The sequence below is a fragment of the Streptomyces afghaniensis genome (assembly GCF_044327915.1).
Classification (GTDB): domain Bacteria; phylum Actinomycetota; class Actinomycetes; order Streptomycetales; family Streptomycetaceae; genus Streptomyces; species Streptomyces afghaniensis.
The window spans coordinates 242,599-266,704 of record NZ_JBIRGJ010000011.1; the positions used below are offsets into that span (position 1 = coordinate 242,599).

At 70.6% G+C, this 24,106-nt stretch carries 20 protein-coding genes and 1 pseudogene; 15 read left to right on the forward strand and 6 right to left on the reverse strand.

Annotated features, from left to right (window positions below):
* The first annotated feature begins 46 nt into the window (after nt 1-46).
* Nucleotides 47-1,069, forward strand: coding sequence for a zinc-dependent alcohol dehydrogenase family protein (locus ACH4G3_RS37600; protein ID WP_397628680.1), 1,023 nt, complete (start codon nt 47-49; stop codon nt 1,067-1,069).
* 192 nt (nt 1,070-1,261) lie between these two features.
* Here the strand turns inward: ACH4G3_RS37600 and aztA are convergent, their stop codons facing one another.
* Complete coding sequence (gene aztA, locus ACH4G3_RS37605; protein ID WP_397628681.1) at nt 1,262-2,002, reverse strand: zinc ABC transporter ATP-binding protein AztA; 741 nt, start codon at nt 2,000-2,002, stop codon at nt 1,262-1,264.
* A gap of 15 nt (nt 2,003-2,017) precedes the next feature.
* Between aztA and aztB the strand changes: the two genes are divergently transcribed.
* The 4 genes from aztB (at nt 2,018) to aztD (ending at nt 6,390) form a co-directional block, all read left to right on the forward strand.
* A complete protein-coding gene (gene aztB, locus ACH4G3_RS37610) occupies nt 2,018-2,875 on the forward strand; it encodes a zinc ABC transporter permease AztB (RefSeq protein ID WP_397628682.1) in 858 nt (285 codons plus the stop codon).
* A gap of 41 nt (nt 2,876-2,916) precedes the next feature.
* Nucleotides 2,917-4,137 (forward strand): PQQ-binding-like beta-propeller repeat protein, encoded by a 1,221-nt coding sequence (locus ACH4G3_RS37615; protein ID WP_397628683.1) that lies wholly within the window; start codon nt 2,917-2,919, stop codon nt 4,135-4,137.
* Nucleotides 4,134-5,093 (forward strand): zinc ABC transporter substrate-binding protein AztC, encoded by a 960-nt coding sequence (gene aztC / locus ACH4G3_RS37620; protein WP_397628684.1) that lies wholly within the window; start codon nt 4,134-4,136, stop codon nt 5,091-5,093. Before ACH4G3_RS37615 ends, aztC begins: the two co-directional genes overlap by 4 nt.
* A gap of 97 nt (nt 5,094-5,190) precedes the next feature.
* Nucleotides 5,191-6,390: a zinc metallochaperone AztD gene (gene aztD / locus ACH4G3_RS37625; protein ID WP_397628685.1), complete on the forward strand. Its 1,200-nt coding sequence runs from the start codon at nt 5,191-5,193 to the stop codon at nt 6,388-6,390.
* A 9-nt stretch (nt 6,391-6,399) separates the two neighbouring features.
* Here aztD and ACH4G3_RS37630 read toward each other — a convergent pair.
* Together ACH4G3_RS37630 and ACH4G3_RS37635 are read right to left on the reverse strand one after the other, a co-directional pair.
* Nucleotides 6,400-7,026: pseudogene (locus tag ACH4G3_RS37630) on the reverse strand (SpoIIE family protein phosphatase); the annotation flags it as partial.
* Nucleotides 6,975-8,348, reverse strand: coding sequence for a pyridoxal phosphate-dependent decarboxylase family protein (locus ACH4G3_RS37635; RefSeq protein WP_397628686.1), 1,374 nt, complete (start codon nt 8,346-8,348; stop codon nt 6,975-6,977). The pseudogene ACH4G3_RS37630 and the gene ACH4G3_RS37635, both read right to left, overlap by 52 nt.
* Before the next feature lie 126 nt (nt 8,349-8,474).
* On the opposite strand from ACH4G3_RS37635, the gene ACH4G3_RS37640 reads away from it, so the two are divergent.
* The gene (locus ACH4G3_RS37640) at nt 8,475-8,957 is read left to right on the forward strand and encodes a MarR family winged helix-turn-helix transcriptional regulator (protein WP_397628687.1); all 483 of its coding nucleotides are present in this window, start codon (nt 8,475-8,477) and stop codon (nt 8,955-8,957) included.
* Between the two features lie 5 nt (nt 8,958-8,962).
* Here ACH4G3_RS37640 and ACH4G3_RS37645 read toward each other — a convergent pair whose 3' ends face one another.
* On the reverse strand, nt 8,963-10,582 hold the full coding sequence (locus ACH4G3_RS37645; protein ID WP_397628688.1) for a PucR family transcriptional regulator: 1,620 nt from the start codon (nt 10,580-10,582) through the stop codon (nt 8,963-8,965).
* Between the two features lie 279 nt (nt 10,583-10,861).
* Here ACH4G3_RS37645 and solA point away from each other — a divergent pair, with 279 nt between their 5' ends.
* The 9 genes from solA (at nt 10,862) to ACH4G3_RS37690 (ending at nt 20,757) form a co-directional block, all read left to right on the forward strand.
* Nucleotides 10,862-11,998 (forward strand): N-methyl-L-tryptophan oxidase, encoded by a 1,137-nt coding sequence (solA, locus tag ACH4G3_RS37650; protein WP_397628689.1) that lies wholly within the window; start codon nt 10,862-10,864, stop codon nt 11,996-11,998.
* A gap of 105 nt (nt 11,999-12,103) precedes the next feature.
* Nucleotides 12,104-12,784, forward strand: coding sequence for a haloacid dehalogenase type II (locus ACH4G3_RS37655; RefSeq protein WP_397628690.1), 681 nt, complete (start codon nt 12,104-12,106; stop codon nt 12,782-12,784).
* A 105-nt stretch (nt 12,785-12,889) separates the two neighbouring features.
* Nucleotides 12,890-13,984, forward strand: coding sequence for an extracellular solute-binding protein (locus tag ACH4G3_RS37660; RefSeq protein ID WP_397628691.1), 1,095 nt, complete (start codon nt 12,890-12,892; stop codon nt 13,982-13,984).
* Nucleotides 13,977-15,143: an ABC transporter ATP-binding protein gene (locus ACH4G3_RS37665; protein ID WP_397628692.1), complete on the forward strand. Its 1,167-nt coding sequence runs from the start codon at nt 13,977-13,979 to the stop codon at nt 15,141-15,143. Before ACH4G3_RS37660 ends, ACH4G3_RS37665 begins: the two co-directional genes overlap by 8 nt.
* Nucleotides 15,144-15,146: 3 nt before the next feature.
* On the forward strand, nt 15,147-16,049 hold the full coding sequence (locus tag ACH4G3_RS37670) for an ABC transporter permease (protein WP_397628693.1): 903 nt from the start codon (nt 15,147-15,149) through the stop codon (nt 16,047-16,049).
* Entirely contained in the window at nt 16,046-16,888 is an 843-nt protein-coding gene (locus ACH4G3_RS37675) for an ABC transporter permease (protein ID WP_397628694.1), read from the forward strand. The genes ACH4G3_RS37670 and ACH4G3_RS37675 overlap by 4 nt, the downstream gene beginning before the upstream one ends.
* 109 nt (nt 16,889-16,997) lie before the next feature.
* The gene (locus ACH4G3_RS37680) at nt 16,998-18,278 is read left to right on the forward strand and encodes an NAD(P)/FAD-dependent oxidoreductase (protein ID WP_397628695.1); all 1,281 of its coding nucleotides are present in this window, start codon (nt 16,998-17,000) and stop codon (nt 18,276-18,278) included.
* A 42-nt stretch (nt 18,279-18,320) separates the two neighbouring features.
* The gene (locus ACH4G3_RS37685) at nt 18,321-19,772 is read left to right on the forward strand and encodes an NAD-dependent succinate-semialdehyde dehydrogenase (RefSeq protein WP_397628696.1); all 1,452 of its coding nucleotides are present in this window, start codon (nt 18,321-18,323) and stop codon (nt 19,770-19,772) included.
* Nucleotide 19,773: 1 nt separating this feature from the next.
* On the forward strand, nt 19,774-20,757 hold the full coding sequence (locus ACH4G3_RS37690) for a D-2-hydroxyacid dehydrogenase (protein WP_397628697.1): 984 nt from the start codon (nt 19,774-19,776) through the stop codon (nt 20,755-20,757).
* Between the two features lie 52 nt (nt 20,758-20,809).
* Here the strand turns inward: ACH4G3_RS37690 and ACH4G3_RS37695 are convergent, their stop codons facing one another.
* Both ACH4G3_RS37695 and ACH4G3_RS37700 read right to left on the reverse strand, forming a co-directional pair.
* Entirely contained in the window at nt 20,810-22,564 is a 1,755-nt protein-coding gene (locus ACH4G3_RS37695; protein WP_397628698.1) for an ABC transporter permease subunit, read from the reverse strand.
* Nucleotides 22,565-22,567: 3 nt separating this feature from the next.
* Complete coding sequence (locus ACH4G3_RS37700; RefSeq protein ID WP_397628699.1) at nt 22,568-24,091, reverse strand: ABC transporter substrate-binding protein; 1,524 nt, start codon at nt 24,089-24,091, stop codon at nt 22,568-22,570.
* Between the last annotated feature and the right edge of the window lie 15 nt (nt 24,092-24,106).

Below are 24,106 nucleotides of genomic sequence, written 5' to 3' on the forward strand. Positions count from 1 at the left end.
AAGAAGAAACACAGCAACAAGGAACAAGGAACAAGGAGATCCACACATGCGTGGAGTAGTGATGCACAAGGCCGGTGACGTCCGGGTGGAGGAGCGCGAGGACCCGAAGATCCTCGAACCCACCGACGCGATCGTCCGGCTGACCGCCACCTGCATCTGCGGGTCGGACCTGTGGCCCTACCGCGGTGTCGAGCCCGCCGATCACCAGGTCATGGGGCACGAGTACGTGGGCGTCGTGGAGGAAGTCGGCTCCGAGGTGAAGAACGTCAAGGCCGGCGACTTCGTCGTCGGGTCGTTCGTCATCTCCGACAACACCTGCGAGATCTGCCAGGCCGGGTTCCAGTCCAAGTGCGTGCACGCCGAGTTCGTCGCGCAGACGATCGGCACCCAGGCGGAGAAGGCCCGCATCCCGCACGCCGACGGCACCCTCGTCGCCACCCCTGGACAGCCCGACCCCGAGCTCATCCCCGCGCTGCTGGCCGCCTCCGACGTGCTCGGCACCGGCTGGTACGCCGCCGTCGCCGCGCAGTCCGGGCCCGGCAAGACGGTCGCGGTCGTCGGTGACGGCGCGGTCGGCCTGATGGCCGTCCTCGCGGCCAAGCAGCTGGGCGCGGAGCGGATCATCGCGATGTCCCGCCACCCCGAGCGGCAGAAGCTGGCCCGCTACTACGGCGCCACCGACATCGTCGAGGAACGCGGCGACGAGGGCATCGCGAAGATCAAGGAACTGACGAACGGGCTCGGCGCGCACTCGGTGGTCGAAGCCGTCGGCACCCAGGAGTCGTTCATGCAGGCCGTCGGCGCCACTCGCGGTGGCGGGCATCTGGGCTACGTGGGCGTGAACTACGACGTGACCATCCCCGGCATCGAACTGTTCTTCGCCGGCATCCACACCCTCGGCGGCCCCGCTCCGGTGCGCCGCTTCCTGCCCGACCTGATCCAGCTCATCTGGGACCGCGAGATCGACCCCGGCAAGGTCTTCGACCTCACCCTGCCCCTCGACCAGGCCGCCGAGGGCTACAAGGCCATGGACGAGCGCCGCGCCACCAAGGTGCTCCTCACCCTCTGACCCGCCTCACCGGCCTGCGCCGGGGTCGAGGACGCGGACGTCCCAGCCCGGCAACGGGCGGGTGGGGGAGGTGCTCCCTTTCCTGCATACGGCTCGGCGGATCACTGATCGCAGGCCGTCGCTGAGTGTCGGGCAGGCGTGTTACGACGGCCAGGTGGATGGCTGGATGCCCGGGCGCAGTGGTGGACCACGTCACGCCGGTGTCCAGACCCGGGCGAGAGTCGAGGTGGTGAGCACCTGCTCGGGGTGCCCCTGTCCTGCCAGGTGACCGTCGCGGAGCAGGAGGCAGGCGTCCGCCGAGCGGGCAGCTTCCAGGTCGTGCGTGGCCTGGACGACGGTCACTCCGTCGGCGACCAGCTCCGTCAGCAGCACCCCGATCCGCTCCCTCGCCTCGGGGTCGAGGCCTGTGGTCGGTTCGTCCAGCAGCAACAGGTCCGACTCCTGGGCGAGCCCTTGGGCGATCAGGGCGCGCTGTCTCTGCCCGCCGGACAACTCCCCGAGCTGACGCGTGGCGAGGTCGGCGATGCCCAGTCGTTCCATGGCCGAGTCCACGGTGTCGCGGTCCTGCCGGGTCAGCCGGCGCCACGGTCCGCGTTCGCCCCAGCGCCCCATCTCCACCGTCTGCCTGACCGTCAGCGGCAGTGCGTCACCGACGGCGCCACGCTGCGGGACGAACGCCGGTGGCCGGTTGCCGGCGTGATGGAGCTCGCCTGATGTGGGTTGGATCACTCCGGCCAGGACTCCGAGCAGGGTGGACTTCCCGCTTCCGTTCGGGCCGACGAGCGCCGTGGTCGCCAACGCCGGTATCTCCGCGTCAAGTTGACGGAGGACGGGACGGCCCGGGTAACCGGCGGAAAGCTTGGCGAGGCGAACGCGGGACGTCGTGGCCTCGGCTTGGGCGAAAGAGGGGGATTTCTTGAACATGATTTTCATTGTAATGTCCATCGCATGGAGTGGTTGACGGGTCCCTTCGAGGTGACCTTTGTGCAACGGGCCCTGTGGGGCGGAATGTTGGTGTCGGTGATCTGTGCGCTGGCCGGTACCTGGGTCGTGCTCAGGGGGATGGCCTTCCTGGGTGACGCCATGTCCCACGGGCTGCTGCCCGGGATCGCGCTCGCCGCGCTGCTCGGTGGCAACCTGCTGGTCGGAGCGGTGCTGAGCGCGGTGGTCATGACCGCAGGGGTCACCGCCCTCGGCCGCACCCCGAGGCTGTCCCAGGACACCGGTATCGGCCTGCTCTTCGTGGGGATGCTGTCCCTCGGCGTCATCATCGTGTCGCGCTCACAGTCCTTCGCGGTCGACCTGACCGGGTTCCTGTTCGGTGACGTCCTCGCTGTCCGTGAGCAGGACCTGGTGCTGCTGGCTGTGGCACTGCTGCTGGCACTGGTCGTCTCGGCCCTCGGCCACCGGGCGTTCCTCGCCCTGGCCTTCGACCCGCGTAAGGCCCGGACGCTCGGCCTGCGGCCCCGCCTCGCCCACGCCGTGCTGCTCGGCCTGCTGGCGCTGGCCATCGTCGCCTCCTTCCACATCGTGGGGACGCTGCTGGTGCTGGGCCTGCTCATCGCCCCGCCGGCGGCCGCGCTGCCCTGGGCGCGCAGTGTGCGAGGTGTCATGGCCCTCGCGGCGCTGCTCGGCATCACCGCCACCTTCTGCGGTCTGCTGTTGTCCTGGCACCTGAGCACCGCGGCGGGCGCGACGGTCTCGGCCCTCGCGGTGAGCCTGTTCTTCCTCTCCCACCTGGTATCCGGTCTCCGCCACCACCGCCGTGCGCGCCTCGTCGGCGTCCACGCCGCGGCAACCGACTGAAAGAACCCGAGGCGATTCCTTTGCTCGTCCGAAGAAACGTCATGTCCTGGGCACCTGCCGCGCTCGTGGCCGTCTCCCTGCTCACCGCGGGTTGCGCGGGCGAGAACGACGACGTGTCCACCTCGAAGACCACCGCCTCGGCATCCGCTCCGCACGGATACGTCGAAGGGGCACAGGAGAAGGCCGAGCAGCAGTCGCGGCTGCTGCTCAACGACCCGGGGACCGGCAAGACCCAGGTGCTCGACCTGATCACGGGGAAGACCCACGAGGTGTCCCGGACGACGGGCACCACCGAACTCACCACGGACGGCCGGTTCGGCTACTTCCACACCGCCGGTGCCACGCGTGTCCTCGACAGTGGCGCCTGGACGGTGGATCACGGCGACCACGTCCACTACTACCGCGCGGCCATACGCGACGTGGGCCGGCTGCCCGGAGGGCCCGGCACTCGCGTCCGCAGCGACGCCGCCGTGACCACGGTGACCGACGAGGACGGCCGCGCCAGGATCTACCGCCGGGCCGAACTGGAGAAGGGCAAGGTCGGCCCGCCCCGCACGCTCCCCGGGACACACGCGGGCGTTGTCGTGCCGTACGCGGAGCACCTGCTCAGCCTCACGGACAACGGGCAGGACGCCGCGCGGCTCGCCGTGTACGACCGCGAGGGCAAGCGCGTCGCGTCGCCGGAAGCGGAATGCGAGGAACCGCGGGGCGATGCCGTCACCAGGCGCGGAGTCGTCCTGGGCTGCGCGGACGGTGCCCTGCTCGTCCGTGAGGCCGACGGCGCGTTCACGGCCGGCAAGATCCCGTACGGCGACGACATACCCGACAAGGACCGCGCCACGGCCTTCCGGCACCGGCCGGGCAGCGACACGCTCACGGCGCCGGCCGGTGACCGGGCCGTGTGGGTCCTGGACGTCTCCGAGCGCACGTGGACACGGGTGAGGACCGGTCCGGTGGTCTCGGCCAACACGGCGGGCGAGGGTTCGGTCCTGATCGTCCTCGAGACCGACGGATCGCTCCACGGCTACGACATCTCCACCGGCAAGCAGGTCACCCGGACGAAACCGCTCCTGGCGGGCGCCTCCACCGCCGCCACCGACGGGAACGCGGGACCGGTCATCGAGGTCGACCGCAGCCGCGCCTACGTCAACGACCCCAAGGGCAGACGCGTGTACGAGATCGACTACAACGACAGCCTGCGCGTCGCGCGCACCTTCGACCTGGACATCGAGCCGGCCCTGATGGTGGAGACCGGACGATGAGGAGACACACGCGAGAGGCGCGTCGGCTGCGCACCCTCCTGGCGGCCCTGCTCACCCTCGCCCTCGCCGGCGCCGGCACCGGCTGCACGAGCGGCGACGACCGGCCCCGGGTGGTCGTGACGACCAACATCCTGGGCGACATCACCGAGGAGATCGTCGGCGACGAGGCCGACGTCACCGTGCTGATGAAGCCGAACGCCGATCCGCACTCCTTCGGCCTGTCGGCCGTGCAGGCCGCCGAACTGGAACGTGCGGACCTCGTGGTCTTCAACGGGCTGGGCCTGGAGGAGAACGTACTGCGGCACGTGGAAGCCGCCCGGGAGTCCGGCGTGGCCACCTTCGAAGCCGGCAAGGCCGTGGACCCCCTCACCTTCCAGGCACATGACGACGGAGGGCCCGAGGAGGAAGCCGGGCAGCCCGATCCGCACTTCTGGACCGACCCGGACCGCGTGCGCAAGGCCGTCGGCCTGATCGCCGACCAGGTGGTCGAGCACGTGGACGGCGTCGACGAGAAGGCGATCCGCGACAACGCCGACCGCTACGACGGCCAACTCGCCGACCTCACCACCTGGATGGAGAAGTCCTTCGGCCGCATCCCCGAACAGCGGCGTGCGCTGGTGACCAACCACCACGTCTTCGGCTACCTCGCCGAACGCTTCGGCTTCCGGGTGGTCGGCGCGGTGATCCCGAGCGGTACGACGCTGGCCTCGCCCAGCTCCTCCGACCTGCGTTCGCTCACCGAGGCCATGCGCGAGGCGGGCGTACGCACCGTCTTCGCCGACTCCTCCCAGCCCAAGCGGCTGGCCGAGGTCCTGCGCACGGAGCTGGGCAACCAGACGCGTGTCGTCGAGCTCTACTCCGAATCCCTGACCGAGAAGGGCGAGGGCGCAGGCACCTACCTGCAGATGATGCGTGCCAACACGACCGCCATGACCGATGGCCTGACCGGCGCCTGACACCGTCCACGCCCCCTCACCCGGACTCCGGCCGACCGGCCGTCCCGCAGCACCCGCATCCGACGCCGCGCCCGCGCGGCCAGAAAGGAACACCCCGGTGAACAAGTCGATTCGCAACAGAGCCTTCACGGGCACGGCCCTCGCCCTGGCGGCCTCCGCCGTCCTGACCGCCTGCGGAGGAGAGGACAGTTCCTCCACCGACACGAAGGCCAAGAACGCCCCGGGCACCAAGGCCGTCGCGGTCAAGGACCCGCTGGTCGCCACGTTCGACGGCGGCCTGTACGTCCTGGACGGCGAGAGCCTGAAGCCGGCCACCACGATCGAACTGCCGGGCTTCAACCGCCTCAACCCGGCCGGCGACGACGACCACGTCATCGTCTCCACCGACTCCGGTTTCCGCGTCCTGAACGCCGCCGAACAGACCTTCACCGGCGTCGAGTACAAGGGCGCCAAGCCCGGCCATGTCGTACGGCACGCCGGCAAGACGGTCCTGTTCACCGATGGCACCGGCGAGGTCGAGGTCTTCGACCCCGACGACCTGACGGGCGGCAAGAAGCCGCAAGGCCGCAGCTACACCTCCGCCGAGCCGCACCACGGCGTCGCCATCGAACTGAGCAACGGCGAACTCCTCAGCACCCTCGGCACCGAGGAGAAGCGCACCGGCGCCCTCGTCCTGGACAAGAACAACAAGGAGATCAAGCGCAACGAGAACTGCCCCGGCGTCCACGGCGAGGCCGCGGCCAAGGGCGAGGCCGTCGGCATCGGCTGCGAGGACGGCATCCTGATCTACAAGGACGGCAGGTTCACCAAGGTCGACGCCCCCGACGACTACGGCCGCATCGGCAACCAGAGCGGCAGCGACGCGTCGCCCGTCCTCCTGGGCGACTACAAGACCGACCCGGAGGCCGAACTGGAGCGGCCGACCCGCATCTCCCTCATCGACACCGAGACCGCGAAACTGCGACTGGTCGACCTGGACACCAGCTACTCCTTCCGCTCCCTCGGCCGCGGACCCCAGGGCGAGGCACTCGTCCTGGGCACGAACGGCAGGCTCCACGTCATCGATCCGGAGACGGGCAAGGTGGAGAAGAAGATCCCCGTCGTGGACGAGTGGCAGGAGCCGCTGGACTGGCAGCAGCCCCGGCCCACCCTCTTCGTCCGCGACCACACCGCGTACGTCTCCGAGCCGGGCAAGCGCAAGCTGCACGCCATCGACCTCGAGACGGGCGAGAAGGTCACATCCGTGACCCTGCCGAAGAGCACCAACGAGCTGTCCGGTGTCGTCACCGGCCACTGAACCTCGCCCTCACGCCGGCCAGGCCTCGTCCCACTGGTCCAGCAGGGTGCCGGCCGTGACTGCGTCGGCGTCGGCTGCCGGGTCGTGGAGCGACTGTTCCGTCCAGACCTCGTCGGTCGTCGCCGCCCGACGCAGGTGCGGCGAGGTGCTGCTGCCGTCGGCGACCTCGCAGATCAGGCTGTCGCGGTCGTGCAGCATCCGCAGCCGGATCGGCCCGGTGCCGTAGCGGATGGCGTTGGTGACCAACTGGCTGATCACCAACTCGGTGGTGAAGGCCCCCCAGGCTCCGAGCCGGCGGGTGACGTCGGCCCGGATCCCGGCGACGGCCGCGGGATCGCCCGGCACGTCCCATTCGGCGACCCGGGAGGGATCGAGCAGGTGGGTACGGGCGACGAGCAGGGCGACGTCGTCGCCGGGGCCGGCCGGAAGCAGGGTGTCGAAGACGTCCCGGCAGGTCTCCTCCGGAGTCCGGCCCGGGCGCGCCAGGGCATCGCGCAGCGCTTCCAGGCCGATGTCGACGCCCCGTTCCCGGTCCTCGATCAACCCGTCGGTGTACAGGACCAGCCTCGACCCCTCGGGCAATGTCATTCCTGTGCCAGGGCCTGGGTGAGCCTTTCGACCCGGTCGTGGAGGCGCTCCACGTAATGCTCGGACTCCGGCTTCATCAGGACGCTGCGGAGAATGCGCGCGCCCTCGGCGTCCGCGGTGACCTTCGGGTGGCGGGCGGTGAAGGCCGCGCGGTCGGCCTTGAGGGTGCTGAGGAACACCGGATCGGGGCCGGACATGCCGTCGGCCAGGACGCGGGCCGACGCCGCGTCCACGGCGGTGAGGCCGGCCGGGTCGACCTGGGGGAAGTAGGTGACGATGTCCAGCTCGGGCTGCTGGTACAGCTCGAGGGCGTCGGATGCGCCGATCAGCTCGGCCCAGCGCAGGGCCGCCCGGCGGCCTGCCCCCAGGACGCGGCCGAGACCGTCGGGCGTGGGCGGGAGGAGCTGGAAGGTGAGCCACAGGGCGGCGGCCGAGGCGCCGGCGCGGGAGCACTCCAGGCTGATCTCGCCCAGGTGGAGCTCGGTGGAGGTGAAGTAGGTGTACGGCGAGTCGTGGAGGTAGAAGCGGCCCACCTCCGGGTCGCGGAAGAGGACGGCACCGCAGCCGTAGGGCTGGAGCCCGTGCTTGTGCGGGTCGACGACGACCGAGTCGCACCGGGAGATCGCCCGCCAGGGCTCGGGGGCGAGCCCCTCGGGGCCCTCGGCGCCGGCCAGCAGGGTGAAGAAACCGCCGTAGGCGGCGTCGACGTGGAGTCGGACGCCGTAGCGCTCTTTGAGGCGCAGGGCCTCGTGGACCGGGTCCACGGCCCCCAGGCCGGTGGTTCCGGTGGTCAGCACGACCGTGCCCACCCGGCCGCCGCGCAGCAGGTCCTCCAGTGCGTCGAGGTCCATGCGTCCCCGGTCGTCCGTGGGGACCGCGTGTCCGTCCATGCCCAGCACACGGCACATGCGGCCGTGGGTGTAGTGGGCGTCGGCGCTGTAGGCGATGCCACGGCCGGGGTGGAGCTCGCGGGCGACGAAAAGGGCTTCGAGGTTGGCGATCGTGCCGCTGGTGGTGAGGTGGCCGAGGTGGGTGTCGTAGCCGAACATCGCGGCGAGCTGCGCTATGGCCTCGCGTTCCATGCGGGCGGTGGCGGGGCCGCCGTCCAGGGCGTGGTTGTTGGGGTTGATCAGCATGGCGGTGAGGTAGCCGACCATGGCCGCCGGGTGCGGAGGCTTGAGCATCTGTCCCGCGTAGCGCGGGTGGAAGAAGGGGTAGTTGTCCTTCAGCCGCCCCGTGAACTCCTCGAAGGCGGTGGCGAAGCGGTCGTCCTCGACGAGGAGGGACGGGTGCCGCTCGTAGGGCCCGAAGGTGTCGGCCCATTGCTGTATCGCGTCGTCGGCCCGGCCGAGCCAGTGCTGAAGGTCCACTGATCTCCCTCTTCCGTTCGCGGTGGTGAGTGGTGTGCGCTCACCATAGAGTTTTGTTGACCGCTCAGCAATTGATTCCTCAGTAATTGAGACAGCAGTAGGTGAAGAGGCAGTAAAGTCGGCCGGGTGAATCCCGCGAACCGAGACAACGACGAAGCCGTCCGCGCCGCCGGCGGCCCGCTCGTTCATGACTTCGGGCTGCTGATCAGGGCCGCCACCCGCCTGGAACAGCGGATCGACACCGCCCTGCGCAAGGAGTGCGAGGTCAGCCACACGATGTTCGAGGTCCTCATCCGGCTCTGCAGGAAGCCGGACGAGGCGGTCTCACAGCGCGAGCTCGCCGACGACCTCACGCTCACCAGCAGCGGCGTCACCCGCCTGGTCGACCGCATGGAGGGAGCCGGGCTGGTGCGACGCGTGCCCGCTCCGGGGGACCGCAGGAGCGTCCTGGTCGAGTCGACCGATCACGGCCGTACGGTGTTCCTCCGGGCCGCCGCCGTCCACGCGCGGGTCGTCGAGCGGTACTTCGTCGCGCCGCTGGACCCCGACGACTACGGACGGCTTACCGGCTCACTCGGCGCGATCGACAAGGCCCTGCGCGACACCTGACCTCGTCACGCGCCGGGCTCCGTCGCCGCCCGCACGTCCATCACCAGCACCGCGACGTGCAGGGACGTGCACTGCAGGCCCGACTCCAGGTCGCAGCCGAGGAGCCGTTCGATGGTGTGCAGGCGCTGGTAGTAAGCCTGCCGGGACATGCCGGCCTGTTTCGCCGCGACCGACTTGTTCCCGGCCGCCGTCAGATACGCGCGCAGTGCCGGGAGCAGGTCGCCGCCGTTGCGGTCGTCGTGCTCGATGAGACGCGTGAGCTGGCGTTCCGCGTACCGCTGGAGGCGGATGTCCTCCCGCAGCACGCCCAGGAGCTCCGGCAGCCGGACGTCGGCGGGGACGTAGAACCAGCGGTCGGGTGAGGCGGGCGTGATCGCCTCGGCCGTCTGCTCGGCCTCCTGCCACGACCGGGCGATCCCGGAGAGGTCGGTCACGCCGGGGCCGACGGCGACGACGGCTTCCGGGCCGAGCTCCTCGCGGCAGAGACGGCCGATCCGCTCGGCGACCGGCTGCCAGGCGCTGGCCTGTGCCAGGGTGAGGAGTACGCCGATCCGGCCCGGAGCCGTCTCGCCGACCAGGGCGCGGATGCCGGTCTGCGCCATCGCCTTGGCGATCCGCTCGTCGAGGTGCTCCTCGGTACCGGTGTGCGTATGGCGGATGACCACGGCGAAGAGGCGGTGGCCGAGGGTCGGCAGCCCGAGTGCCTCGGCGCGTGCGCGGGCGTCCGCGGGGGAGCGGAAACGCCGTTCGTACAGGTCCCGCAGCACCGAGCGGTGGGCCCGGCGCTCCCACCAGGCCGGCCCGGCCAGACGCGCCATGCTCAGGGCGACCGCCGCGCGCTCCACGACCAGGACGTGTTCCGGGTCGGGCTCGGGGTTCAACCGGCCCTCCAGCAGGACCAGCCGGCCCCATGGCCCCTGGTGGTCCTGCACGGGCGCGATCAGCCACCCCTCCGGGCCGCTCGGCGTGATCTTCTCCGGGGTCGGGGTGGCCCGGGAACGCCGGGACCAGGCCGACACCACCGGCTCGTACGGCCGGCCGAGCAGTTCGCACATCAGGACCCGGTGGGTGAGGTCCTCCAGCACCACGGGGGCCCCGGTGAGCTCGGCGGTGGTGTGCACCAGCTCCTCGGGGCTCGCGCCGCGCAGGGTCAGGGCAGTGAAGATGTCCTGGATGTCCCTGCCGCGGCGCAGCAGCGCTCCATGGGCGTCGAGGATGAGCGCGTGCACCGCCTGGGTGACGTCGATGAAGCGGACGCCGCGGGCCAGCTCGACCAGCGGCACTTCACGGGCACGGCAGGCCGCCACCAGCTCGTCGGGCACCTTCTGGTACCGGTAACCGAGCTCCACGATCAGGCCGGCCGCACCGACGTCGGCGAGCTGGTCGACGTAGCCACGCAGCTCGGAGGCGTCCTCCGGATAGGGCATGCCGGTCGTCAGGACCAGCTCGCCGCCCTCGAGGAAGTCGGCGGGGTTGAGCAGTTCGGTGACGTGCACCCAGCGCACCGCACGGTCCAGCTGTGACTCACCGGCCAGCACGCGCGGCATCCCCTCGGCCAGCACGGGGAGGCTCAGAACTTCCGTGATGGTCGGGAAGTGCCCGGTTGCGGGACGTCTGGGCGGCATAGGGAGTGCTTTCGTCCGAGGTATCGGGGGTCACCTTCGCACCGGCGCATCACCGTGACAAGAGGGGCAGGGCACTTTCCGTGGCCGGCCCGCGCGCCGTGACACATCGTCTCGATAAGGCCCCGAGGCGGAACAGAGTGTGGCTTGACCTGCGTATTCGTCGGGGTCGAGAGTGAACGCCATGCCCAAGGGACCCGAATCGGAGGGGTCCGCACGGTGTCCCCACCGTGCCGGGACACCACTGACACCCAGGCCGCACCCGGCGAAAGGAGCGAGCTCATGCGCATCCCGAAGCGCGTCGCCGTGATCGGTGCCGGCAGCATGGGCAGCCAGGCCATGTGGCGACTGGCCGCCCGCGGGGCCGAGGTCATCGGCTACGACCGGTACGCCCCGGGGCACGACCGTGGCGCGGCCGGCGGCGAGAGCCGCATCTTCCGCGCCGTGCACCTCGGTGATCCCGGGTACATTCCGCTGCTGGGGCTCGCCGACCGGATGTGGGACCGGCTCCAGCGCGAAACCGGCCTCTCGCTGCGACGCCGCAGCGGATGCCTGGTGATGGGAGAGACCGCATCACCGTCGATGCGCCTCCTCCTGTCCGCCAGCTCCACCCATGGGCTGGACCACGAGGTGCTTGAGCGGGAGGAACTCGCCCGCCGCTACCCGCAGCACCGCCTCCCGGACGGACACACCGCCGTCCTCGACCGCGAGGGCGCCATCATCAGACCCGAGGCGTCGGTCCAGGCCGCCGCCACCCGCGCCGAGCAGCTGGGCGCCCGGCTGCACCGCTACACCCCGGTGCGGGAGATCGCCCCCGCGGCGGGAGGCGGGGTGCACATCGTCACCGACCAGGGCACGGACCACGTCGACACCGCCGTGGTGACCGTGGGCCCCTGGATCAACACCCTGCTCCCGGACCTCCCGCGATCCGTGGACGTCCGCCGGCTGATCAGCTCCTGGCACCTGCCCACCCGCCACGACTGGTTCGCGGGCGGCGCCCCCGCCTTCGTGCGCAGCACACCGCATGACTGCTACGGACTCCCGTCGCCCGACGGCATCTCCGTCAAGCTGGGCCTCTCCCTCGCCCGTTATCTGCCGGTACCCGACCCCGAACGGGTCGACCGCACGGTCCGCCCGGAGGAACTCGCCACCTTCCGCGAGCTCATCGGCGAGCTGATGCCCGATCTGAACCCCGACCCCATCAGGCTGTCGGTCTACATGGAGGGCTACACCGAGTCCGGGAACCCGCTCGTGGGTCATCTCCCCGGCGAGGACGACATCGTCGTCATGGCCGGTTTCTCCGGCAGCGGCTTCAAGCTCGCGCCCGCCATGGGCGAGATCGCCGCCGACCTGGCACTCGACGGCACCACGGAGCACCCCGTCGGCTTCCTCGCACCGGTCGGCGCCGGCGCCGCCTGAACCCAGCAACCTCCCCTTCCACTCCGGCAAGTCCGTCTCAGGCGTGCCCGAAAAGGCGCGCAGCAGCCATAACCAGTCACCCGCAGCAAAGACAGGAGCATCGTCATGCCCATTCCCTCGCTCCAGTTCCGCCCGAAGTACGTCTCCTTCGACTGCTACGGCACGTTGATCGAGTACCCGATCACCCCCATCACGCGTGAGCTCGTCGGCGACCAGATCCCCGCCGAGCACTGGGACCAGTTCGTCAAGGAGTTCCGCGGCTACCGCTACGACCAGGTCCGCGGCGAGTACTACCCCTACGAGCAGGTGCTGCAGGACTCCTTCGAGCGGGTCTGCCGCAAGTGGGGCCTGAAGGCGGCCCCGGACGCGGGCAAGCGGTTCGCCGACGGCGTCCGCAGCTGGGGCCCGCACGCCGACGTGCCCGACCCGCTGAAGAAGATGGGCGAGAACTACAAGCTGGTCATCCTCTCCAACGCCGACGACTCCTTCCTCGTCGAGAGCGTGCCCCGGCTCGGGGCGGACTTCCACGCGGTCTTCACCGCGGAGCAGGCCGGCTACTACAAGCCCCGGTACGCCGCGTTCGAGTACATGCTCGATCAGCTCGACGCGTCCCCCGAGGACTTCGTGCACGTCTCCTCGCACACTCGCTACGACCTGATGCCGATGCACGACATGGGCTTCCGCAACCTCATCCTGCTGGACCGCGGCTACGACCCCGTGACCCACGGCTACGACTACGTGACGGTGAAGTCCCTGGACGAGCTCAACACCATGCTCGGCATCTGACCCGAAGCCACACCAGTCCCGCACGGACAAACCCCGAACGCCACCACCCCCACCCTCAGCGTTTTCCGTTCCCCCGAATCCACACCCATCACCAGGAGGCGCCCGATGGAAGCCAACCGGATAGGACGCAGAACCGTACTCCGCACCGCAGGCGCGCTGGCCGCCGCCACCGCGGTGACCGGCTGCGGCACCCTCATGGGCACCGGCGAAAGCCGCGGCTCGTCGGGCGGCGGCAAGAAGAGGCTCATCGTCAGCAACAGCGGTGGCGCCTACAACGACGCCCTGACGAAGGCGATCTACGAGCCGTTCGCCAAGGAGACCGGCATCACGGTCACCACCGTCAACTACCAGTCGGCGCAGATCATCGCCCAGGTCAAGCAGGGCCGTCCGCAGGTGGACCTGATGGACAATTCGCTGCTGATCTTCCAGAAGATGGTGGGGCAGGAGTGTCTGGAGCCCATCGACCATGACCGGCTGAAAAGTGTCAAGGGCGCCGGGATCGCGGAGCACAACCTGCCGGAGCACGCGGTCGGCAAGAACGTGTGGGCGAGCCTGATGGCCTACCGCACGGACAGCCTCAAGCGTGTCCCCAAGAGCTGGGCCGACTTCTGGAACACGGACGCCTTCAGCGGCCCGCGCTCGCTGCAGAGCGCGGAGGTGGACCTGCCGGAGCTGGAGTTCGCGCTGCTGGCCGACGGGGTGCCGCTGGACAAGCTGTACCCGCTGGATGTGGACCGGGCCTTCAAGGCGATGTCGCGGATCCGCGGTGACGTGAAGAAGTTCTGGAACACCGGAGCCCTGCCGGCGGTGCTGCTGGGCCGCAAGGAGGTCGTCGCGACCAGCCTGTGGGGCGGCCGCGCGGACGAGCTGATCAAGCAGGGCATGCCGGTCGCCTACCAGTGGAACGGCGCCCGCAGGATGACCAACGGCTGGGGCATCCCGAAGGGCGCGGACAACAGGGACGCGGCCTACAAGCTGATCGACTTCTCGCTGCGTCCCGAGGTGCAGGCGGCGTTCGCCAAGCTCTTCCCGCACGGCCCGGTCGTGCCGGCGGCGACGAAGCTGCTCTCGGACGACGTCCTGGCCACGCTGCCGACCTCGCCGAAGAACCTGAAGACCGGGTTCGACGCGGATGTGGCGTGGTGGGAGAAGAACCGTGACGCCGTCACCAAGCGCTGGCAGGAGTGGGCCGATGCCTGAGCGGACCCAGAGTCTGACCGCCGGAAAGCTGTCCGCTGACGATCTCGCCGCTGCCCTGGCCCCTCGTTCCTCCTCACCGACGGGCAAGTCGCTGTCGGTGGCGGGGCTGCGTAAGTCCTACGGCGGCACGGCGGTGGTCGATGGTGTGGACATGGAGATCGCGGCGGGTGAGTTCGTCACTTTCCTCGGCTCGTCGGGGTCCGGGAAGACGACCACGCTGATGATGCTGGCCGGGTTCACCGAGCCCGACTCCGGCACGGTCACCGTCGATGGCCGGGACATCACCAAACTCAACCCCGGTAAGCGCGACTTCGGTTTCGTCTTCCAGCAGTACCTGCTCTTCCCGCACATGACGGTCGAGGAGAATGTCGCCTTCCCGCTGCAGCTGCGCGGGGTGTCCAAGGCGGAGATCCGCCGCCGGGTCGGGGAGACCCTGGAGGCGGCCGGGCTGTCGAAGTTCGCCGGCCGCAAGCCCCGTGAGCTGTCCGGCGGTCAGCAGCAGCGTGTCGCCCTGTGCCGCGTGCTGGTCTACCGCCCGCCGATCGTGCTGATGGACGAACCGCTCGGCGCGCTGGACAAGAAGCTGCGCGACCAGATGCAGACCGAGATCAAGACCATCCAGCGCGAACTCGGCCTGACCGTCATTTATGTGACGCACGATCAGGAGGAAGCCCTGGTCCTGTCGGACCGGATCGCCATCATGAAGGACGGCCGGATCGAGCAGTTCGACACCCCTCGCGGCCTTTTCGAACGCCCCCGCACCCCCTTCGTCGCCGACTTCCTCGGCGCCGCCAACTTCCTCACCGGCAAGGTCGAGGAGACAACCCAGGACGGCTGCACCCGGGTACGGCTGGACACCGGCGGCGTGCTCACGGCCCGAGAGCACCCCTGTGCGCCCGGCCAGCGGGTCCGTGCCGCGGTCCGGCCGGGCAAGCTGCGGCTGGTCAGCGCCGAGGAAGGCTGTTGTACCGGCACGGTCGAGACGGCCGTCTACGTCGGCTCCCTGACCCGGATCACGGTCCGCCTGGACGGTGCCGACGCCGGTACTGCGCCGCTGCGGATCGAGACCGCCGCCGCTCCGCCGCGCACGGGCGAGCGGGTCTGTGTGACGGCCGATCGTGAGGACGTCAGTGTCTTCGACGCCATGGACGGGGGGTGAGCCGTGGCCGGCACCGCTGTCGCACCTGCCAAGGTGCGTGTGAAGACGTCCGAGAAGCGCGGGCACCGCTCCCGCATCGCCCTGGTCAACGCCGTCCCCGTCACGGTGTTCCTGCTGGTGCTGTTCGTCTACCCGATCATCGGGGTGCTCTCCCTGAGCCTCAAGGGCGACAGTGGCGGCTTCACCCTGCACTGGTACGCCGACGCCCTCAGCGGCGTGAACCTGTCCGTGCTGATCTCCACCCTGCGGATCTCCGCAGAGACCGCGGTCCTCAGTCTGCTGGTCGGGTTCGTCCTGGCCCACGCCATCGCCCGGATGCGGCCGGTGTTCGCCGCCCTGGCGATGCTGATCGTGGTCGTGCCGCACTTCATCAGTGCCCTGGTGCGCACCTACGGCTGGATCATCATGCTCGGTGAACACGGCCTCATCAACACCCTGTTGACCTCCGTGGACGCCCCCGGCGCGCCGTACTCGCTGCTCTACAACGAGACCGGTGTGGTCATCGGCACCACCTCCGTCATGCTCCCCTACACCGTCCTGGTCCTGCAGGGTGTGATGCGCGGTGTGGACCGCAGGCTGCTCGCCGCGGCCGCCGGTTTCGGGGCTGGACGCTTCACCATCTTCCGCCGGGTCTACCTGCCGCTGGTCGCCCCCGGTGTGGGGACGGCCGGGCTGCTGAGCTTCATCCTGTGCCTGGGCTACTACATCACCCCCGCCCTGATGGGCGGTGACAAGCAGACCGTCGTCGCGGCGCTGATCGACCAGCAGGTCATGAAGCAGGACCAGTGGAACTCCGCCGCCGCCTTCGGCGTGATCCTGCTGCTGCTCACCTTCGCCGGCCTAGGCGTGCTCGGCCTGGCCAAGCTCCGCCGCAAGAAGACCGCCGCACGAAGGAGCCGCTCATGATGGAACTGCCTCCCACCCGGGCCGGACACATCGGCCGCGGCCTCAGCGCCACCGCCATCCTGCTCTTCCTGGCCATGCCCATCGTCATCATCCTGGTCACCTCCTTCGGCGCCGACGGCATCGGCACCTTCCCGCCCAAGGAGTACAGCACCCGCTGGTACGAGCAGATGACCGCACCCGGCAGCGACTGGGCCACCTCCATCGCCCTGTCCAGCCTCATCGCCTCCCTGACGACCGTGTTCTCCCTCATCCTGGGCGTGACCGCCGCCACCGCCCTGGCCCGCGGCCGCCTGCCCCTGCACGCGGCCGTCTACGGCCTGGTCCTGGCCCCGATGCTCATCCCCCAGGTCGTCATCGCGCTCGGACTGTTCCTGTTCTTCGAACCGGTCGGCATGCTCGGCAGCCCCCTGGCCATCGCCCTCGGGCACACCGTGCTCGCCGCACCGATCGCGATCCTCATCATGATCTCGACCCTGCGCGGCATCGACGAACGCCTCGAGGACGCCGCGGCCAGCATGGGCGCCAGCCGGATGACCATCGCCCGGCGCATCACCTTCCCCCTGGCCACCCCCGGCCTGATCGCGGCAGCGGTGTTCTCCTTCATCACCAGCTTCGACGAGTTCTTCATCGCCCAGTTCATGTCGACGCCGGACACCCGCACCCTGCCGGTCCTGGTCTTCAACGCCCTGCAGTTCGACGTCGACCCGACCGTCACCGCCGTCAGCGCCGTCCTCATCGCACTCGCCATCCTCGCCCTCGCCCTGGTCGCCCTCGTCCGCAAACTCGGCGGCCACCGCAACACCCAAGGCGCCGTCCTGCCCGTCGAGCCCCTCACCTGAGCCGTGCCCCGGCACGGGCCGTGCCATCCGCTGACAGCGCCGTCGGCCGGGCCCCCGAGTGGGTGCCCGGCTGGCATCCCCCCGAAAACTTCCTCGCAGGAGACCCGCAATGAAGACGATTCCCTACTGGATAGAAACCGCCGGGGCGTTCCCGGACCGGTCCGGCAAGCCTTTGACCGAGGACACCGACCTGGTGGTCGTCGGCGCCGGCTTGACGGGTCTGTCCACCGCTCTGCACTCCGCCCGCAAGGGCGCCCGTGTCACCCTTGTCGAGAAGGGCCAGATCGGCACCGGCGCCTCGGCCCGCAACGGCGGCATGGCCAACCTGGGCTTCACCATCGGCATACGCCAGGCCATCCGCCGCTACGGCCTCGAACGGGCCCGCGAGATCTACAACTCCTACGGCGAGGCCGTGGACACCGTCGAGCGGCTCGTGAACGAGGAGTCCATCGACTGCCAGTTCCGCCGCGTCGGACGCCTGGGCGTCGCCTCCCGCCCCGCGCACTTCGAGAGCAAGAAGGCCCAACAGCGCGACCTGGCCAAGTACTTCGGACACGAGACCACCCTGATCAGCAAGTCCGAGCTGCGTTCCGAGATCGGATCCGACGCCTACCACGGCGGCCTGCTCGACCCGTTCAGCGCCGCACTGCACGTCGGCCGCTTCGTGCGCGGCATGGCCGAGGCGTGCGAGCGCACCGGTGTCGAGATCCACGAGCGCAACGCGGCCATCGGCGTGCGGCGCACCGCCGCCGGCCGTTTCGAGGTCAGCACCGAGCGCGGTGTGATCCGCGCCGGGCAGGTCATGATGGCCACCGACGCCTACACCGACAAGAACTTCCCGTGGCTGCGCCGCCAGCAGGTCTGCCTGGGCAGCTTCATCATCGTGACCGAGCCGCTCGGCGAGCAGCTCGCCCGGGACATCATCCCGAAGGCCCGCCTCATCGTCGACTCCAACAAGGTCTGCCACTACTTCCGGCTGACCCCGGACAACCGTCTGCTGTTCGGCGGCCGCGCCCGCTTCGCACCGTCCGACCCCACCTCGGACAAGAAGAGCGGAGCCGTGCTGTTCCGTGAGATGTGCGAGATCTTCCCCCAACTCTCCCGGACGAAGGTCGAGTACGTGTGGGGCGGCTCCGTCGGCTTCGCCATGGACCGCATCGTGCACGCCGGGCAGACCGAGGACGGCGTCTACTACTCCATGGGATACGCGGGCCACGGCGTGCAGATGGCCACGCACATGGGGCAGGTCATGGCCGAGGTGATGGACGGCCACCCCGAGGTCAGCCCGGTGCGCGACCTGGCCCCGCCCCGCATCCCCCTCTACAACGGCACCGCATGGTTCCTGCCCTTCGCCGGTGCCTACTACAAGACGCTGGACCGCATCCGCTGACCGTGCGGCAGCGCACCTCTACGCATACAAGGAGACCTCGAGATGACTGTTGTCCGTGACGTTCCCAAGCAGCTTTTCATCGGCGGTGGTTGGCAGGACGCGGAGTCCGGCCGCACCCTGTCCGTCGACAACCCGGCCACCGGTGAGGAACTGTGCCGGGTCGCCGACGCCTCCCCGGCCGACGGCCGGCGTGCCGTCGAGGCGGCGGTCGCCGCGCAGGCCTCCTGGGCCGCGACTCCACCCCGGGTGCGCAGCGAGATCCTGCGCCGCGCCTACGACCGCATCATCGCCCGCACCGAGGACCTGGCGCTGCTGATGACGCTGGAGATGGGCAAGCCTCTGGCGGAGGCGCGTGCCGAAGTTGCCTACGGCGCCGAGTTCTTCCGCTGGTTCTCCGAGGAGGCCGTCCGTATCGACGGCGGCATGACGACCGCCCCCGACGGCAAGAACCGCCTCCTGGTCACCCGCCAGCCGGTCGGCCCCTGCCTGCTGATCACTCCCTGGAACTTCCCGCTGGCCATGGGCACCCGCAAGATCGGCCCCGCCATCGCCGCCGGCTGCACCATGGTCCTCAAACCCGCCCCCCAGACCCCCCTGACCAGCCTCGCCCTCGCCGAGATCCTGAAGGAAGCCGGCCTGCCCGACGGCGTTCTCAACATCGTCGTCACCTCGGACGCGGCCGGTGTCGTCGAGCCGCTCCTGCGCGGCGGGCAGATCCGCAAGCTCTCCTTCACCGGCTCCACCCAGGTCGGCCGGATCCTGCTGGCCCAGTGCGCCGACACCGTCATCCGCACCTCCATGGAACTGGGCGGCAACGCCCCCCTCATCGTCTTCGACGACGCCGACCTCGACACCGCCGTCGAAGGCACCATGGTCGCCAAGATGCGCAACATGGGCGAGTCCTGCTGCGCCGCCAACCGCATCTATGTCCACACCTCTGTCGCTGAGGAGTTCGCCACCCGCCTCGCCGCCCGCATGGCAGCGCTGAAGGTCGGCGACGGCACCGAACCGGGCACCGACGTCGGCCCCCTCATCGACCAGGCCGGCCGCAGCAAGGCCCACGACGTGGTGCGCGACGCCGTCAAGCGCGGCGCCACCGTCCTGACCGGCGGCGAACTGCCCGAAGGCCCCGGCTGCTTCTACCCGCCCACCGTCCTGACCGGCATCACCCCCGACGCCGCCGTCAACGACACCGAGGTCTTCGGCCCCGTCGCCGCCCTGCTCACCTTCGAGACCGAGGACGAGGCCGTCACCGCCGCCAACAGCACCGAATTCGGCCTGGCCGCCTACCTGTTCACCCAGAACCTCGACCGCGCCCTGCGCGTCAGCGAACGCCTCGAAAGCGGCATGATCGGCCTCAACACCGGCCTCGTCTCCAACCCCGCCGCCCCCTTCGGCGGCGTCAAGCAGTCCGGCCTCGGCCGCGAAGGCGGACGCGTCGGCATCAGCGAGTTCCTCGAGTACAAGTACATCGCCGTCCCCGTCGGAGCATGACATGCCCGACCGACTCGTCGTCCTCTACCGGGGCAACCGGCCACCCGCCACCGGGCTCATCGAACGCCTCGCGGACACCGTCTACGCCACCGAGGAGGAACTGCCCTACCTCCTCCCCGGTGCCGACATCCTCCTGGCCTGGGTCACCATCACCCCGGCCATCCGCGAGGCCTGGCCCGACAACCCGGAGAAGGCACCCCGCTGGGTCCACGCGGCCTCCGCGGGTGTGGACTCCTTCCTCTTCCCCGCCCTGGTGGACGATCCGGGCGTCGTCCTCACCAACGCCCGAGGGGTGTACGACGAGCCGACCGCCGAGTATGTGCTCGGTCTGATCCTCGCCCTCGCCAAGGACTTCCCCGGGACGTGGGAGCACCAGCGGCGTCGCGAGTGGCGTCCGCGCCTCAGCGACGGCATCACCGGACGCACGGTGCTGGTCTGGGGGACGGGGCCCATCGGCCGGGCCATCGCCCGGCTGCTGGGCGCCGTCGGGATGCGGGTCTGCGGCGCCGGCCGCAAGGCCCGCACGGACGATCCCGACTTCGGCACGGTCCACGGGGCGACGACCTTGACTTCGGCCCTGGGGGAGGCGGATTACGTCGTCCTGGCCGCTCCCCTCACCAAGGGCACCCGGGGCATGGTCGACGCCTCCGTGCTGGCGGCCATGAAGCCGGGGGCACGACTGATCAACGTCGGCCGGGGCGGACTCGTCGACGAGGAGGCGCTCATCGACCACCTCGCCGCCGGCCGGCTCGCCGGCGCCGCCCTGGACGTCTTCGGCCAGGAGCCGCTGCCGGCCCGGTCGCCGCTGTGGGACATGCCCGGCGTGATGATCTCCCCGCACACGGCGGGCGAGACCACCAGCGAGCGGGAGGCACTCGTCGAGGTGTTCCTCGACAACCTCACCCGGCACATCGAGGGCCGCCCTCTGCGCAACGTCGTGGACAAGCGGCGGGGCTACGTGGTCGACGAGACGCGCCCCGTCTGAAGGGCGAGCAGCAGGCGCCCCGGCCCGTGGAATCCACGGGCCGGGGCGCCTGTTACTCGCCTTTCTCGCGTCCCAGCGCGCTGCCCGTCACCGCCAGCACGGAGAGCACCACCAGCGCGGCCGCCGGGCCGAGCACCGTCCAGGGGGCGAGTTCGGCGTACGGCTGGTTCTCCGACAGGAGCCTGCCCCACTCGGGGGTGGGCGGCTGTTCGCCCAGGCCGAGGAAGCCGAGCGAGGCCAGGACGAGGACGGCGGTGGGCAGCCGCAGCAGGGCGTTGCGCAGGAGGGCCGGCAGGACCGCGGGGAGCAGGTGACGGCGCAGCAGGTGCAGCCGTCCCGCGCCGAGCGCGACGGAGGCGGCGATGTGACCACTCGCGCGTTCCTGTTCGAGCAGAGCGGCGGTCTGGGCGGCGTACGGACTCCAGCCGACCACGCAGACCGCGATCGCCGCGCCCCACACCGAGGGCCCGGTCACGCCCGCGATCAGCAGTCCGGTGAGGACCGCCGGCAGGGTCGAGACGACCTCCGTCGGACCGGCGCTCGCTCGCGGTGCCATGCCGAGCAGGAGTCCGGTGACCGCGCTGACCGCTGTCACGGCGAGGGCGACACCGGCCGTGCGGAGCGCTCCGTGGCCCAGCCGGGCCAGCAGGTCCCGGCCCAGCGCGTCCGTGCCCAGGGGGTGTTCGAGGGACGGGGACACCAGCCGCGCCGCCGTGTCGACCTGCAAGGGGTCGCGCAGGAGGCCCGCCGTGACGAGGGCGAGCAGGGCCACCGCACACACCGCGGTGATCCAGCGCAGGGAGCGCGGCGCGACGAGCGGGGGCCGGTGCAGGGCCGGCAGGGCGCCGTCGCGCAGGGGGCGGCCGAGGAGGGCGTGACGCAGGGCCCGGATCAGGATGCCGGCGCTCACGCCGAGCAGGACCAGCGCCAGGGTCGCGGTCTGGAGCACCGGGAGGTCCTGCGCTATGGCGGCCTCCAGGGCGAGCCGGCCGAGCCCCGGGATGTTGAAGATCTGCTCCACCGTGACCGCACCGCCGACCAGGGCCACCACGGTCGGCAGCAGCTGCGGCAGCATGCCGGGCAGGGTGCGGCGCAGCGCGTTGCGGGCGATGTTGCCCGGCGGGAGCCCGACGGCGTACGCCGTGCGCGCCCACGGTTCGTGGAAGGCGGCGGGCAGCGCCTGGTCGAGCAGCCCGCCGAGCATCGCGCCCGAGGGGATGCCGAGGGCGAGCGAGGGCAGCACCATCGACTGCGGCCCCTCCCAGCCGCTGGACGGGAACCACCCCCACCCGACCCCGCACACCGTGGCCAGCACCGAGGCGAGCAGGAACTTCGGCAGCGCGGCCAGCACGGCGGCCGTGGTGCCCGTCCGGTCCTGCCGCAGCCGGCGCCGGGAGCCGAGGAACACGGTGCGGGCACACACCAGCGCGGCGACCAGGGCGGTCACCACGAGCGCACCCAGCATCAGCGTCAGGGAGACCGACAGGGCGGTCACCACCTGCGGCATGACCGGTGCGCCGGAGACCCACGAGACGCCCGCGTCCGCGCGGAGCAGGCCGCCCAGCCAGTGCGCGAGATGCGCGAACGGCCCTTCGTCCAGGCCCAACTGCTCCCGTACGGTCGCCAGTTCCGCGGCTGTCGGGTTCTGGTCGGCGGAGCGGGCGCGCAGCACCGTGCGGGCCGGGTCCGCGCCGGTCAGCCACGGCAGCAGGGCCACCGCACCGAGCAGTACGGCTCCGGCCAGCACACGGCCGGCCGCCGCCGGCCACAGGGACGGGCGGGCGGCGGGGGCGTGGGCGACGCTCATGCGCTATCCGACGTGCGTGTCGACGTCGACGAGAGAGCGCTCGCGCGGGTCGAGGAGCACGCCCTTGACACCGGTGGCGATGCCTTGCACCGCCTGCTCGTGGACCAGCGGCACCACCGCGTCGGTGCGCAGGATCGCCGCCTCCGCCCGCATGATCTTCTCCTGGCGGCGCTGCGTGTCGCGCTCCGCGGCGGCGGCCCGGATGGCCTTGTCCACCGCGGCGTCCTTCAGTCCGGCGATGTTGTAGACGCCCTCGCTGGTGAAGTCGCTCGCGAGGTAGTCGACCGCGTCACCGGTGTCGAGGAGCGTCACCCGGGAGAAGACGAGGGCGTCGTACTTCCCGGCGAGCAGGTCGGCCTCCATCTGCGTGTACTCGCGCACGTCCTGCTTCACGGTGAACCCGGCCTTCTCCAACTGCTGCTGGAGCACGGTCGCGGCCTCGGGGAGCTCGGCCCGGTTGGTGTAGGTGGCCAGACGCAGGGTCCTGCCCTTGGTCTCGGTCTTCACCTGCGCGGTGGTCGCCGCCTTGGCACGGCCGGTCACCTCCACGCGCTTGCCGGCGGCCCAGGGGACGGCGGGTCCGAACAGGCCCTGCGCCGGGTCGGCGTAGCCGCCGAAGACGGAGCCGACGAGGGAGGAGCCGTCGAGGGCCTGCCGGGCGGCCGCGCGCAGACCGGCGTCGGTGAACAGGCCGCTGCCGGTGTTGAGGATCAGGCTGTCGGTGCGCACCGAGGGCACCTCGTGCCGCGTGTCCTTGTCGAGCAGCTTCGCCTGGGCGGTGGGGATCCACTCGGCGACGTCGACCTCGCCGCTGCGCAGCGCGTTGGCGCGGGCGGTGCCGTCCGCGATCCAGCTCACGTCGATGCCGGGCGCCTTCGCCTTGCCGCCCCAGTAGCCGTCGAAGCGGTCGAGCGTCGCCTTGGTCTTGCCGCTGAGCCGGGTGATCCGGAACGGGCCGGTGCCGGTGCCGACCGGGCTGACGGCGCCGTCCTTGGCGTACGCCTTCGCCGACAGGATCGCCAGCGCGGGACTGGCCAGCCGCAGCGGCAGCACCGGGTCGGGCGACTTGGTGGTGAGGGTGACGGTGTCGGCGTCCTCGGCCTTGGCGGTGAGGGCCACGTCGCTCAGCACGCGGGGCTTGGGCTTGGCCGCGCTCGCGTGGTCGAGCGCGTTGACGACGGACTGGGCGGTGAACTCGGTGCCGTCCTGGAACTCGGCCTTGCGCAGCTCGAAGGTCCAGGTGGTGTCGTCGTCCTGCTTCCAGGACTTCGCCAGCGCGGGCTTGGCCGTGCCGTTCTTGTCCAGGGCGGTGAGGCCCTCGGCGACGGACAGCTTGCTCAGCACGGTGGCGTCGTTGCTGTACGGGGAGAGCGCCTGTACCGGCGGCACTGCCAGCGCGACCCGCAGCCGCCCGCCCGATCCCGCTCCGGCCCCCGTGCCGCCGCCGCTCTCGCTCGGGGCGAAGCAGCCGGCCAGCAGAGGGGTGAGAGTGAACGCCGCTATGAGGCCGCGGGAGGTGGTGCGCATGTCAGTCCTGTCGTG